The 12,739-nt window shown below is 71.9% G+C and carries 15 protein-coding genes; 8 read left to right on the forward strand and 7 right to left on the reverse strand.

What is annotated here, in order from left to right; translation table 11 throughout:
* The first annotated feature begins 61 nt into the window (after nucleotides 1-61).
* Nucleotides 62-478: a hypothetical protein gene (locus CDO52_RS17500; protein WP_094932539.1), complete on the forward strand. Its 417-nt coding sequence runs from the start codon at nucleotides 62-64 to the stop codon at nucleotides 476-478.
* A gap of 384 nt (nucleotides 479-862) precedes the next feature.
* Here the strand turns inward: CDO52_RS17500 and CDO52_RS17510 are convergent, their stop codons facing one another.
* From CDO52_RS17510 to CDO52_RS17525, 4 genes are all read right to left on the reverse strand, one after another.
* Entirely contained in the window at nucleotides 863-1,402 is a 540-nt protein-coding gene (locus CDO52_RS17510; protein ID WP_026125667.1) for an NUDIX hydrolase family protein, read from the reverse strand.
* Between the two features lie 79 nt (nucleotides 1,403-1,481).
* Nucleotides 1,482-2,312: an SAM-dependent methyltransferase gene (locus tag CDO52_RS17515; RefSeq protein WP_017618021.1), complete on the reverse strand. Its 831-nt coding sequence runs from the start codon at nucleotides 2,310-2,312 to the stop codon at nucleotides 1,482-1,484.
* A 134-nt stretch (nucleotides 2,313-2,446) separates the two neighbouring features.
* Nucleotides 2,447-3,022: a TetR/AcrR family transcriptional regulator gene (locus CDO52_RS17520; protein ID WP_017618022.1), complete on the reverse strand. Its 576-nt coding sequence runs from the start codon at nucleotides 3,020-3,022 to the stop codon at nucleotides 2,447-2,449.
* 249 nt (nucleotides 3,023-3,271) lie between these two features.
* Complete coding sequence (locus CDO52_RS17525; protein WP_026125668.1) at nucleotides 3,272-3,751, reverse strand: Lrp/AsnC family transcriptional regulator; 480 nt, start codon at nucleotides 3,749-3,751, stop codon at nucleotides 3,272-3,274.
* Between the two features lie 152 nt (nucleotides 3,752-3,903).
* Between CDO52_RS17525 and CDO52_RS17530 the strand changes: the two genes are divergently transcribed.
* Nucleotides 3,904-4,563: a LysE family translocator gene (locus tag CDO52_RS17530; protein ID WP_017618024.1), complete on the forward strand. Its 660-nt coding sequence runs from the start codon at nucleotides 3,904-3,906 to the stop codon at nucleotides 4,561-4,563.
* Nucleotides 4,564-4,587: 24 nt separating this feature from the next.
* Here CDO52_RS17530 and CDO52_RS17535 read toward each other — a convergent pair whose 3' ends face one another.
* Nucleotides 4,588-5,325 carry a 4'-phosphopantetheinyl transferase family protein gene (locus tag CDO52_RS17535; protein ID WP_232524241.1) on the reverse strand — a complete coding sequence of 246 codons (738 nt, stop codon included), beginning with the start codon at nucleotides 5,323-5,325 and terminating at the stop codon, nucleotides 4,588-4,590.
* 116 nt (nucleotides 5,326-5,441) lie between these two features.
* Here CDO52_RS17535 and CDO52_RS17540 point away from each other — a divergent pair, with 116 nt between their 5' ends.
* The 6 genes from CDO52_RS17540 (at nucleotide 5,442) to CDO52_RS17560 (ending at nucleotide 10,239) form a co-directional block, all read left to right on the forward strand.
* Nucleotides 5,442-6,200, forward strand: coding sequence for a DeoR/GlpR family DNA-binding transcription regulator (locus CDO52_RS17540; protein ID WP_017618026.1), 759 nt, complete (start codon nucleotides 5,442-5,444; stop codon nucleotides 6,198-6,200).
* Nucleotides 6,193-7,479 (forward strand): MFS transporter, encoded by a 1,287-nt coding sequence (locus CDO52_RS17545; RefSeq protein WP_083919787.1) that lies wholly within the window; start codon nucleotides 6,193-6,195, stop codon nucleotides 7,477-7,479. The genes CDO52_RS17540 and CDO52_RS17545 overlap by 8 nt, the downstream gene beginning before the upstream one ends.
* A 142-nt stretch (nucleotides 7,480-7,621) precedes the next feature.
* On the forward strand, nucleotides 7,622-7,792 hold the full coding sequence (locus tag CDO52_RS27665; RefSeq protein WP_017618028.1) for a hypothetical protein: 171 nt from the start codon (nucleotides 7,622-7,624) through the stop codon (nucleotides 7,790-7,792).
* Between the two features lie 66 nt (nucleotides 7,793-7,858).
* Nucleotides 7,859-8,665 carry a DeoR/GlpR family DNA-binding transcription regulator gene (locus tag CDO52_RS17550; protein ID WP_026125669.1) on the forward strand — a complete coding sequence of 269 codons (807 nt, stop codon included), beginning with the start codon at nucleotides 7,859-7,861 and terminating at the stop codon, nucleotides 8,663-8,665.
* A gap of 237 nt (nucleotides 8,666-8,902) precedes the next feature.
* Complete coding sequence (locus CDO52_RS17555) at nucleotides 8,903-9,691, forward strand: polyprenol monophosphomannose synthase (protein WP_017618030.1); 789 nt, start codon at nucleotides 8,903-8,905, stop codon at nucleotides 9,689-9,691.
* A 158-nt stretch (nucleotides 9,692-9,849) separates the two neighbouring features.
* Nucleotides 9,850-10,239, forward strand: coding sequence for a VOC family protein (locus CDO52_RS17560; protein ID WP_017618031.1), 390 nt, complete (start codon nucleotides 9,850-9,852; stop codon nucleotides 10,237-10,239).
* Nucleotides 10,240-10,252: 13 nt separating this feature from the next.
* Here CDO52_RS17560 and CDO52_RS17565 read toward each other — a convergent pair whose 3' ends face one another.
* Complete coding sequence (locus CDO52_RS17565) at nucleotides 10,253-11,056, reverse strand: FAD/NAD(P)-binding protein (protein WP_094932540.1); 804 nt, start codon at nucleotides 11,054-11,056, stop codon at nucleotides 10,253-10,255.
* 94 nt (nucleotides 11,057-11,150) lie between these two features.
* Complete coding sequence (locus tag CDO52_RS17570; protein ID WP_094932541.1) at nucleotides 11,151-12,674, reverse strand: MFS transporter; 1,524 nt, start codon at nucleotides 12,672-12,674, stop codon at nucleotides 11,151-11,153.
* Between the last annotated feature and the right edge of the window lie 65 nt (nucleotides 12,675-12,739).

Genomic DNA, 12,739 nt, shown 5'->3' on the forward strand with positions numbered 1-12,739 from the left:
TCGGCGGTTGCACGTGGTACGGGCCTGGTTACTCAGGGCTTGGCTGGGCTACAGTCCGGTCATGCACTTCCACGGGTACTACTGGCGCGGCCTGTGGGCGCGCCGGCAGAAGGAAATCGACGATTCCCACCCGGATGGCCCCAACTTCGCGGTATCCGACGTCCCTCCGATGAGGACCTGCCATTGGCTGCGCAAGAACCCCCCGTTGCACCGCGGCACCTGGGAGACGGCCAGGGCAGGGGTGGCATGGATGGTGCGGTGCCACGACGGGATCGCCGACCTGGTGGTCGAACCGTCGCCATGGCGGCCGACCGGAGATCTGCGGGGGGCGACCACGGCGGCCCTGGGGGCCGGCCGGGACGCCTGCTGGAACTACCAACTCCGGGGCGGCGAGCAGGTGTTCACCGCGGTGGTCTGCTGCCCCAACCGGTGGGAGGACCTGGGGTGTCCCCTCACGAAGCACGCCCCGGCCCGGTGATCCCAGCGGGGAGTGGTGGCGGTCCACAGCGCCGGCGGGCGGATCCGCGGCACCGCCACGTGTGCCCACCCGTCCGGAGGAGCGCTCACAGGAGGCGTGGCGGGTCATGGTGGCGGCCGGTGGCGGCGCACATGCGGCACTCTTCGACGACCTGTTCCCACCCGATGCTTCCCGACGCGTCACGTGCGGGCTTCTCCGCGCTCCAGACCCCGGTCCCACGGCAGTGGGCGCAAGGCTCGAACGGTCCGGCGCAGTACGTGCACTCACTCAGGGCGCACTGAGGGTAAGGGGGAGCCATGGATCTTCTCTACCAGAAGACCGACTCCTCCCTCCTTTCTTTCTTTTGTTTCTTTCCGGACGCGCCACTGCGCCACCGCGACGCGGTCAGATCAGGCGGCCGACGTGGCCCAGCGCCTGACGCAGCAGGACCCCCTGGCCGCCGCTCATCTCCTGTTGGACGCCCTGGCCCGCGGCCTCCTCCGGGGTGAACCAGACGAGGTCGAGCGCGTCCTGGCGGGGCTGGCAGTCGCCGGTGACCGGGACGACGTAGGCCAGCGAGACCGCGTGCTGGCGCGGGTCGTGGAACGGCGTGACACCGGGCATCGGAAAGTACTCGGCGACGGTGAACGGCTGCGGTGAGGCCGGGATGTGCGGCAGCGCCATCGGGCCGAGGTCCTTTTCCAGGTGGCGGACGAGCGCGTCGCGGATGCGCTCGTGGTAGAGGACCCGGCCGGAGACCAGGGCGCGGCTGATGGTGCCGTCCGGGGCGGCCCGCAGCAGCAGGCCGACGTGGGTCACGGTTCCGGACTCGTCGACGCGCACCGGAACGGCGTTGACATACAGGATGGGCAGCCGACGGCGCACGGCGTCCAGTTCCTCGGGCGAGAACCATCCGGGCGCGCTGTCACTCATGCTTTCCGTCATGTCGACGTTCTACCGCATGAGCGGCCCGCGAGAGCGATCGACCCACCCGGTCGCCGTGTTCCGCCATCCGCACCGGTGTTCAGGGCGTGCGGCCGACCGCACAGAACTGCGCGACCGGGGTCATGTCGGCGCCGGGGTCGGGGCGCCAGGCCGAGCAGGAGACGACGCCGGGATCCACCAGCTCCAGTCCGTCGAACAGGGCGGCGAGCTCGTCCCTGGTCCGCAGCACGAGCGGCGTGGAACCGCCCGCGTTCCACAGCCGTGCGGCCTCCTCCATGGCCTCGGTCTCCACCTCGGTGGTGGACACCGACACGCACAGGTGGCTGCCGGAGGGGACGGCGCCCATCAGGGTCCGGATGATGGACGCGGCCTCGTCGGTGTCGGTGATGAACTCCAGGACGCCGAGCAGCATGACCGCGACCGGCCGCTCGAAGTCCAGGGTGCGCCCGGCCTCCTTCAGAATGGCGGCGGGGTCGCGCAGGTCGGCGTGGAGGTAGTCGGTGGTCCCGCGCTCATCGCCGACCAGCAGCGCGCGGGCGTGCGCGAGCACGATCGGGTCGTTGTCCACGTAGACGACGCGGCTGTCTGGAGCGACCGATTGGGCGACCTCGTGGGTGTTGTCGGCGGTGGGGATGCCGGTGCCGATGTCGAGGAACTGTCGGACGCCGACCTCTCCGGCCAGGTGGCGCACGGCCCGCCCGAGGAACGCGCGGTCGGCGCGGGCGTTGGCCGCCATCTGCGGCATCGCGTGCAGGATCTGTTCCCCGGTCGCGCGGTCGGCCGCGAAGTTGTCCTTGCCGCCCAGCCAGTAGTCCCAGATGCGGGCCGGGTGGGCGGTGCTGGTGTCGATCTCGGCCGGTGCGGCCGGGGCGTCGAAGCGGGGCTTCATCCAGTCGGGACGGTCGGTCATGCGGTCCCCCGATTTCTGCGCTCAGCGTCGGTGCTCGTCGCACGAATCCTAGGTGCGGCAGGGGTTTCCGCGTCTTCGGGGCGGGTCTCTCGCAGTGGTCGGTGCGGAGGCGCAGGTGGCGGGCCCGGGCGGGGTCAGGGGTGCGCGGGGGCCGGGCGCAGTGCGTCGAGGAGGAGGCGGGCGTAGTGCGCGCCGATCTCGTCGGGGGTCAGGGCGCCGTCGACGCGGTACCAGGTGCTGAGGTGGTGCACCGAGCCGAAGTAGAAGTCCACCACGAGGTCGGCGGGCACCCGGGCGGCGAAGACACCCTCGCGCTGGCCCTCGGTGATCAGGGAGCGGAACAGCTCGTGGTAGCGGCGGCGATCGGCGCGGACCTCGCGCTGCTTGGCGGCGCTGAGCTGGTGCATCGAACGGAAGAAGATGGTGGCGTCGTCGAGGTTGGCGATGGTGCTGACGACGACGTCGGCCGCGGCCCGGCCGAGGCGGTCGGCGACCGGCCCCTCGGAGGCGGCGATCTCCTCCAGCCGGGTCATCTGCATGCGCAGGATCCGCTCGTAGACCTCGGCGAGCAGGTCGTCCTTGGAGGCGAAGTAGTGGTACATCGCGCCCTTGGTGACGGCGGCGGCGTCCACGATCTCCTGCACCGAGGTGCGGTCGAAGCCCTTCTCGGCGAAGAGCCGGGTGGCCGCGGTGAGCAGCCGCCGGGGCACCGTCTCGGTATCGGCCGTGCGGCCGTCGGTGCGACCGGCAGGGGTCTCGGTCGATAACGACGTGGATCTCGCTGTGCTGCCACTGCCTCCGCGGGTTCGGACGGCCACGGCACGGCCTCTCTCTTGCTTTGACGGTCTGACCCGATCGGGTCGCGCTTTCCACCGGCCCCCGATGGGGCCACGTGCACACAATAGACCTGGAGGCGGACCGAGCGGGGGTGAGGCCGATCACCCACCCCGGCCGTCCTGCTACCGCTGCCCGTCGGGCGGGAGCAGCGGCCCGCCTTCCCACTCCTGGAACACCAGGGTCGTCTGCACCTGGTTGATCTCGGGGCGCCCGGTGAGCTCGTCGATAACGAGCCGCTGCAGGTCGGCGACGCTCTCGGCGGCCACGAGGACCAGGAAGTCGTCGCGCCCGGCCAGGTGGTAGAGGGCGCGGGTCTCGGGCTGTGAGCGGATGTGCTCGGCCAGGGCGGTGAGCAGTTCCCGGCGGTGCTGGGCGCGGATGGTGAGGAACGCCTGGATGGGCCGCCCGAGGGCCTCCGGTGCGACCTGGAGTCGGTAGCCGAGGATGACGCCGTTCTCGCGCATCCGGTTGACGCGGTCGAGGCAGGTGGAGGCAGCGATGCCCACGGTGGCGGCGAGTTCGCGGTTGGTGATCCGTGCATTGTTCTGCAGGACCCGCAGAATCTCCAGGTCGGTCGAATCAAGTCGCATGTTTTCGTTCATGGACCGAATTTATCACGGCAGTTTGCCAATATGCCCGAAGAGTCTTCATAATTGAGCTGTTGTTTCCGTGAAACGACCGGGTTCACCCCGGTCGTTTCGTCGTGTTGCGGGCCACGGCGGTGACGCAGCTCGCTCGATGGGAGGGATCCGATATGCCGCAGCCAGAGCACCTGCTCCTCTTCACGCTCACCACGGTGTTGATCGTGGTCCTTCCGGGGCCCGACTTCGTCCTGGTCACCCGCAACACCCTGGCCGGAGGGCGCCGCACCGGATTCGCGACGGCCGCGGGAAGCGCGCTGGGCATGGCGGCCTGGGCCGCGCTGGCCGTAGCGGGGCTGACCGTGCTCGTCGCGTCGAACCCGACCATCCTGCTCGTGCTCCGCCTCGCGGGCGCCGCCTACCTCGTCTACCTGGGCACCAGCGCGCTGGTGCGGCTCTGGCGGGCCTGGCGCTCGGGAACGCTGGCCGAGGCCGCGGGCGACCCGACCGAGACAGGCGACGGCGCGGCGGCGGGCCAGGGCGGCGCGCCGTTCTGGCAGGGCCTGCTCAACAACGTGCTGAACCCGAAGCCGCTCGCGTTCTTCCTCACCGCGCTGCCGCAGTTCATCGACTCCCAGGCCAACGCCACCGCGCAGACGGCGGTGCTCGGCTCCATCGTCGTGGGGATGACGGTCCTCTGGTGGCTCATCTACATCACGTCGATCACGCGGCTGAGCGCGTTCCTGCGCCGCCGCCGGGTCCGCCAGGGCATCGAACTGGGCAGCGGCGTCGCCCTCACCGCCTTCGGTGTCGCACTGGCGCTGGCCGCCTGACCACATCCGGCCAGCGCGCCGTCCCTAGCGGGAACGCAACAGCGGACCGGCCTCGCGGGTGGTGACGCCGATGGGACCGGGGGCCAGCGCCGCGAGGGCGGCGCGGTAGTCCGTTCCGGCGTCGAGGTCGGTCAGCCAGACGTCGGTGGGGGCGTCGGGCGCGTCCCAGGCGACCAGCCGCGCCGCATCGTCCGGCCCGGTGACACCGACCGTGCCCAGGCCCCCGGAGAGCCCGTCCCCGGTCGCCTTGAGCAGGGCCTCCTTGCGCGCCCAGTAGCGGAAGAAGCCGGGGGTCCGCTGCGCTGCCGGCAGTGCGCGCCACACCGCGAGTTCGTCGCCGGTGAGCGTGTAGGAGGCCAGGCCGTCGATGTCGCGGCCCTCCGCGACCGCCTCGACGTCGACGCCCAGCTCGATGCCGTCGGCCACGGCGAGCACGACGCGGTCGCCGGAGTGGCTGATCGAGATCTCCAGACCGAGCGCCGGCCCGGCGGGGCGCGGCTTGCCGTGCGGATCGGTGCGGGGTTCGCGGCGCAGCTCGCAGTTCCTGCAGTGCAGGGTGAACCGCACGTCCTCCGGCGCGCACCCGGCCCGCTGCGCGCAGACGAGTCGCGCCAAGGCGTGGGCCACGACGAAGCGGTCGCGGTCGGCCGCCAGCCGGAACCGCGCGTGCCGGGCGCGTTCCTGGTCGTCGAGCAGGTCGAGGAGTCCGGCGTGTGCCTGGGCCGGGTCCGCCCACCACACCTCACACGTCAGCTGAGTCACCTCCCCATTCTGTCGGGTCTCCCGTCACGCAACACACGCGGGTGTGCTGTCTGTTCGAACATGGATCGTGCTTGAAACATGGAAAAACAAACACCAACTGTGTTTGAATTACCACCATGGACAGTGCCGACAGAACCGACCTGATCGTCGCCCGCCTACGGGACGCGGGCGAGGTGAGCGTGGTGGAACTCGCCGAGCTCACCGAGCACTCCGAGATGACCATCCGCCGCGACCTCGACCAGCTCGCCGCCCAGGGCGTGCTGCGGCGAGTGCGGGGCGGCGCCGTCAGCCTGGTCCCGCGCGGCCAGGAACCCCCCTACACCCTGCGCGAGCGCCAGGCGGCCGCGGCCAAGAAGCGCATCGCCGCCGCCGTCGGCGAGCTGATCGGCCCCGGCAACGCGGTCGCCATCGACGGCGGCACCACCGCCACCGAGGTCGCCCGTGTCCTGGCCGGACGGCCGATCACCGCCATGCCGCTGGGCCTGCAGGCCGCCCAGGTGCTCAGCGCGAGCCGGGAGACCAAGGTGCTGCTGGCCGGAGGCGAGGTCCGCCCCGATGAACTCAACCTGCACGGCCCACTGACCGAGGCATCCCTGGACGCGGTGCGCTTCGACGTCACCGTGCTGGGCTGCTGCGGCCTCACCGTCACCGACGGGATCACCGCCCACGACCTGGGCGATGTCGCGGTCAAACGCGCCGCCATGCGCTCGGCCCAGCGCACCGTCATGGCGGCCGACTCCACCAAGCTCGGCCAGGTGACCATGGGCCACGTCGGCCCGGTGACCGCCATCGACACCCTGGTCACCGATACCGACGCCCCCGACGACATCGTGGCCGAGATCCGGGCAGCGGGAGTGACGGTCATCCATGCCTAGCACGCCCTCCCCCGACACCACAGGGCCCGACCGATCCTCCCTCACCCTGCGGGGCACGACCGAGCCTCCTCACCGGCCGGGGCGCCCTGACCCGCGGGTGCGCCGCGCCCGCCGTGCCGTGGCGGTCTACTTCTTCGTCGCCGGAGTCATCATCGCGTCGTGGGCGGCCCGCGTCCCCGCGGTCAAGGCGCAGACCGGACTGGACGACGGCCGGCTCAGTGTCGGCCTGCTCGGTCTGGCCATCGGTGCGCTGGCCGCCATGCAGGTCGCCGGTCGCATGACCGACCGCTTCGGCAGCGCGGCCATCGTGCTCCCGGCCGCGGTTGGCGGCGGCCTCGCGCTGGTCGTTCCGGGCTACGCCGACTCGCTCCCGGTCCTCTTTGGTGCGCTGTTCGCAGTGGGCGCCGGGCACGGCATGATCGACGTCCCGATGAATGTGCACGCCGCCCGGGTCGAGCGTCGTTACGGTCGTCCCATCATGGCCTCTTTTCACGCGGCCTTCTCCTTCGGCGGATTCGCCGGAGCCGGTCTCGGCGCTCTGGCGGCCCGGGCGGAGGTCGGGGCCACGGCCCACTTCTGGGCTGTCGCGCTGACCACGGTCGCGCTGTCCGTGGCCGTGCGCCGGGGACTGCTTCCCGGGCGCGACGCCGCCAGCACCACCCCACACGACGCCAGGCCATCGGCGGCGGGCGGCGGGGGGACCGCGGTGCCGGGACCCGACCGACGGGCCCGGCTCGCACCGCGGGTCCTGGTGTTCGGTGTCGTCGCCTTCGGCGCCTTCCTCGCCGAGGGCTCCGCTCTTGACTGGTCCAGCGTGTACCTGCACGACACGCGCGGCGCCTCCCCGGCGGTCGCGGCGGTCGGGTTCGCCGTCTTCTCGGCGACGATGGCCGCCGGGCGGCTGGTCAGCGACCGCCTGAGCGGCAGGTTCGGCCCCGTGGCCGTGGTGCGCGGCGGTGGGATGCTGGCCGCGGCCGGGCTGGGGGTGGCCCTGCTCGTTCCCGTGCCGTGGCTGGCCGTGACCGGATTCGGACTGATGGGAGCGGGGCTGTCGGGCATCGTCCCGCAGGTCTTCACCGCGGCGGCCGCGCTCGACCCGCTGCGCGCCGGGCGCAACCTGGGCATGGTCGCCGCGGCGGGATACGTCGGCCTGCTCAGCGGACCGGTACTGATCGGCGCCATCGCCCACTTTTCCGGTCTCGCCGTCGCACTGGCGGTGCCCGCACTCCTCGCTTTGCTCGTGGCCGCAGTGGCCGGTGCGCTGCGCGGAGGGCGGTGAGGTCCGAACGCCGGATGCGGCCAGGGTGGGGATGTGTAATTCCGATCCGGGCTGGGAATCCGTTTCCCAGACCCTGGCGCACGGTGATGCGCCTCACGTCACCGGGAGTCGGGGCGCCGGTCCGTCCCCCTTAGGAGGCCCCGTGTCCATCATGCTGATGTTCGGAATCGGGTCTCTCGCCATGTTCGCTCTCCTCGTCGGCCTGTTCATGACGGCGCTGTTGGCCGGTTCGGGCGACGTGAGCGATGACGACCAAGCCGATGACGAGGAGATCAACCGGTCGTTCGACGCCCACGGGGTGCACATCGGCTGACGGCGCCGCTGCTGATCCCGCTCTATGATCGAGCCGATGGACCGGCGCGATCAGGGGGGCACACGGATGACCGACGAGACCAAGCCCGCGTTCGCGGCGGAGCGCCGGGAGCGGATCCTGGAGCTGGTGCGCGCCAACGGGACGATGGCCTTGCGTGACATCGCCTCCCAGGTCCGCGCCTCCGAGGTCACCGTGCGCCGCGACATCCGCGTGCTGGAGGCCGAGGGCCTGATCGACCGGCGGCGCGGTGGGGCCGCGCTGCCCGGACGGCTCGGCCACGAGCCGAGCTACACGCAGCGGTCGGGCACGTCCGCCCCGGAGAAGCTCGCCATCGCGTCGGCCGCCGCGCGGCTGGTACAGGACGACGACGCGATCGTGCTCGGCCCTGGGAGCACGACAGAGGCGCTGGCCCGCGAGATCGTCGGGCGGCGGAACCTGACGGTGGTGACCAACTCGCTGCCTGTCGCCGAGGTCCTGGCCGGCGCACCCGGGGTGGAGGTGGTGATGACCGGCGGGAGCCTGCGCGCCAAGACGCTCGCGCTCGTGGGTACCGCCGCCGAGCAGTCGCTGGCCGGGCTGCGGGTGCACCGTGCGTTCGTCTCCGGCAACGGCGTCACCGCCGAGCGGGGGCTGAGCACCCCCAACCCGGCCGTGGGCAGCACCGACCGGGCGCTGGTGGCCTGCGCGGAGGAGGTCATCGTGCTGGCCGACCACACCAAGGTCGGCGCCGACACCATGGTCCAGACGGTGCCGCCGGAGAACATCGCTCACCTCATCACCGACAACCACGCCGACCCCGAAGTCCTGATGACGCTGGAGGACATGGGCACCCTGGTGCACGTCGCGGTGTTGGAGGTCGACCGGGGCGAGTAGCGGCCCCAGGGTTCCGGACGCTCCTGCGGGGCCGACGGATCCCGGCCCCGGAGACCGAGGCGCTCGCCGGGCATGATCCCAGGTCGCTGGCGGCCCGGGGCCGAAAGGCCGATACTGGACAGTGAGGGTGGGCACGGGCAGCGCCGCGGCCGCATGAGGGCGTACGCTACCGGCTACCCGCGTGTGGGCTGCTCCCCGCGCCGGCCTGTCCGATCGTCATCCCCTGGAGCACGCTGTATGCCGATTCCCGTGACACTCCCCGAGCCGTGGTCACAGGCGCGGGTGACGGTTGTCGTCCCGACCTACAACGAGGCCGACAACCTCCCCGTCCTGGTCGAGCGGGTCTTCGCGCTCGACCTGCCGGAGCTGCGGCTGGTGATCGTGGACGACAACTCCCCCGACGGCACCGGGGAGATCGCCGACAAGCTGGCCGCCGACCACGGGCAGCTGAGCGGGGGCGCGCCGCGCATCTCGGTCGTGCACCGCACCGCCAAGGACGGCCTCGGGCGCGCGTACGTCGCCGGGATGACCAGGGCGCTGGAGGACGGCGCCGACTTCGTCGCCCAGATGGACGCCGATCTGAGCCATCCGCCGGGCTACCTCCCGCAGCTGCTGGGCACCCTGCTGTCCACCGGTGCCGGGGTGGTGATCGGCAGCCGCTATGTTCCCGGCGGGAGTCTCTCCGAGCACTGGGACCTGCGCCGCCGCCTGCTCAGCGGGTGGGCCAACGCCTACGTCAAGACGATCCTGGCGATGCCCATCCGCGACGTCACGGCCGGGTTCAAGCTCTGGCGCCGCGAGGCGTTGGAGGCGCTGGACCTGCCGAGCATCCACAGCAGCGGCTACAGCTTCCAGGTGGAGATGCACTTCCGCGCCTACCGGCGCGGGCAGAAGATGGTGGAGATCCCGATCCACTTCGAGGACCGGCAGGAGGGGTCCAGCAAGATGGACTTGGCCGTCCAGGTCGAGTCCGCGCTGCGCCCCTTCCGGCTGCGCAGGTACGAGCGCGACGCCCGAGGGAAGTAGCGGCTCGCACGATCCCGGTGCGTGTCGGTCGATCGCAGCTCGGGCTGTGCAGGGCGATCCGGGCCCCGGTGCGTGTCCGTCCGCCGGTCATGTCACCGGGAGGTGTCAGACTCAGCCTCAGTCGTTGAGTCCACACCCACTCCCGCAGGACGCCACCCATGATCAAGATCAATTTGACCGGCATCTATGTCACCGACCAAGACAGGGCGCTGGACTTCTACACCAACGTGCTGCGCTTCAGGAAGAAGTTCGACGTCCCCTACGGCGATGCCCGGTGGCTGACCGTCGTCTCGCCTGCCGAGCCCGATGGTGTGCAACTGGTCCTGGAGCCCGGGGGCAGCAAGATCGCCCGGGAGTACCAGCACGCGATGCTGGACGCCGGGATCCCCGTGCAGTCGTTCGCCACGGACGACCTGCACGCCGAGTACGAGCGCATGCGCGACCTGGGCGTGCAGTTCATCATGGAGCCGACCAGGGAGGGTCCGGTGACCTACACCGTGTTCGACGACACCTGCGGCAACCTCATCGCCCTCCACCAGGAGGACTGACCCCGCCCGTGCGCTACCCGCCGTCCCTCGCCGAGCCCCGCACACGGGCGCGGCGCCCCCGCAAGACCGTGTCCGTGATCAGGTCAGCGAGACGTTCCGCCTGATCGCGAATGTGCGGCAGGGAATCGGCCCGGTCTCCTCGCCGGGCCGGGCCGAGCACGAACATGCACCGGGACGGGCCGCCCGAGGCGGTGATCAGGGCGCCGCGCGGGCAGCTGACCAGTCCCGGCTCGGTCGACGGCGCGGGCACGCCGCTGATCGGCGGCGGTGCGTCGACCCGCGGGTCACCGGTGGCCACCACGGCGGCGGCCACGCGCAGCCGCTCTCGGTCGGCGGACCCCGGATCGGCTCCGGCGGGCGGCCGCCGACTACCGACGAGGTGCAGCACCGCCCCCTCCGGCTCGGCCTCGACTGTCGCGACCCGGGCCGTGCGCTGGTGGACCGCGGCGTGCGGCCAAGCCCAGTCGGCGGTCCGCGCGAGGGTCGCGGCAAGGTAGTCGCCGTAGACCCGGCAGGGCAGGTGGGTGTCGGGGCCACATCGCACCCCGGTTTCTCGGGCCCATTCCAGCAGGTGGGCCGGGCGGTCGGGGAAGGCGGACAGGGCGCGGACCGGTGCGTCGAGCCGCCGGCCGTCGACCGCCGAGCAGGAGGCCCCGCGCGCGTGGCGGCCGTGTTCGTCTAGGAGCACGACCTCGTAGCCCAGGCGCAGCCACGTGGTGGCGCGCAGCAGCGCGATCACCGCCAGAGCGGCGCTGGGTCCCCCGCCCGCGAAGGCGATGACCGGGTCGGCGGCAACAGTGCGGTGTCCCACTCCCATACGTTGAGGGTGCCATCCTCCCGTTCCGGATAGGGCCGCCCCCTTCCCTCAGCGAGGTTTCACGGGTAAACGACGACTCCCTGGGCGTCGGTGATCAGCCGCGCCCCTGTGACCTCCCGCCCGCGGTCGACCCCGGGCAGCGGCTCATCGGCGGCCCGGACACGTCGCAGAAGCTGCGTTCGAGTGCCGGAGCCGACGGCTCACGGAGCAGCACGAGGGCGAGCAGCGCCCCGAGCGCACTCAGCGCGGCCAGGATCAGCATCGCCGGGCCGAACCCGGACGCGATGCCGCCCGCGCCGGTGACTCCGGCCAGCACGGGGACGGCCGCGACACCCATCAGCTGGGCGCCGCGCGCCAGCGTGTTGTTGACGCCCGACGCCACCCCGGCATGTCGTTCGGGGGCCGCGGCCAGCACCGTCGCCGTCAGCGGCGCCACCGCCGTGGACAGCCCCAGCCCGATCAGCAGCACCCCAGGCAGCACGCCCGTGGCATAGTCGGCCAGCGACGCCGCGCTTTCAGGCTCCGGTTCGCCCAGCCGTGCCAGCAGGAGCATCCCGGCGGCCACCAACAGCGGGCCGACGGTCAGCTGCGGGCGCGGCCCGATGCGCTCGGCCAGTTTCCCGGAGCGGCCGGAGAGCAGGAGCATCAGCACAGTGATCGGCAGCGCCGAGGCGCCCGCCGCGACCGCCGAGTATCCGCGCACCTCCTGCAGGTAGATGACCAGGAGGAACAACAACGGCCCCAGCGCGCCGTAGACCACCACCGTCACCGCGTTGGTCACGCTGAACCGTACTGAGGAGAAGATGTCCAGCGGCAGCATCGGATGGGCACCGCGCAGCTCGGCCACGAGGAAGGCCGCCAGTGCCGCGACACCGACCAGGGCGCTGGCCGCGACCGCCGCCACCGGCGCCCGCGCCGCCCCCGATTCGATCAGCGCGTAGGTGATCCCGGCCAAGCCCACCACGCCCAGCACCGCGCCGGGAAAGTCCAGCCGGTCCGACGCCGCTTCATCGCGCGACTCGGGCAGAAAGCGCCAGGCGATCAGCAGCACCACCACGGCCAGCGGCAGGTTGATCAGGAAGATCAGCCGCCACGAGCCGGTGTCCACCAGCCAGCCGCCGACGAACGGTCCGGCCGCCGCGGCCACACCGGTCAGCCCCGACCACGCGCCGATCGCCCGCGCCCGGTCCTCGCGGCGGAACCCCGCCTGGATGATGGCGAGGCTGCCGGGCGTCAGCATGGCGCCGCCCACCCCCTGCAGCACGCGCCCCGCGATCAGCCAGGACAGGTCGGGTGCGACCGTGCACAGCGCGGAGGCCACGGCGAACCAGGCCACACCGAGGGAGAACAGCCGGACCCGGCCGAACCGGTCGCTCAGCGACCCGCTGAGCAGGATCAGCGCCGAGAGCGTGATCATGTAGCCGTTGGCGATCCACTGCAGGCCCGACACGCCCGTGTCCAGGTCGGCGCCGATGTCCGGGAGCGCGACGTTGACGACCGTGGAGTCGAGGAACGCCATCCCCGAGCCCAGGACGGTCGCGGCCAGGATCCACCGTCCCGCCGGTGTGCCCCAGGCGACCTCCCCGGCGGCGACCCGACCTGGCCCCACTCCGCCCATGCGGCTCACCCCCGCCGGAAACACTACGGCGCGGACGGCCCCCGAGGTAGGGAACCGTCCGCGCC

It is taken from the genome of Nocardiopsis gilva YIM 90087, from assembly GCF_002263495.1.
GTDB classification, from domain to species: domain Bacteria; phylum Actinomycetota; class Actinomycetes; order Streptosporangiales; family Streptosporangiaceae; genus Nocardiopsis_C; species Nocardiopsis_C gilva.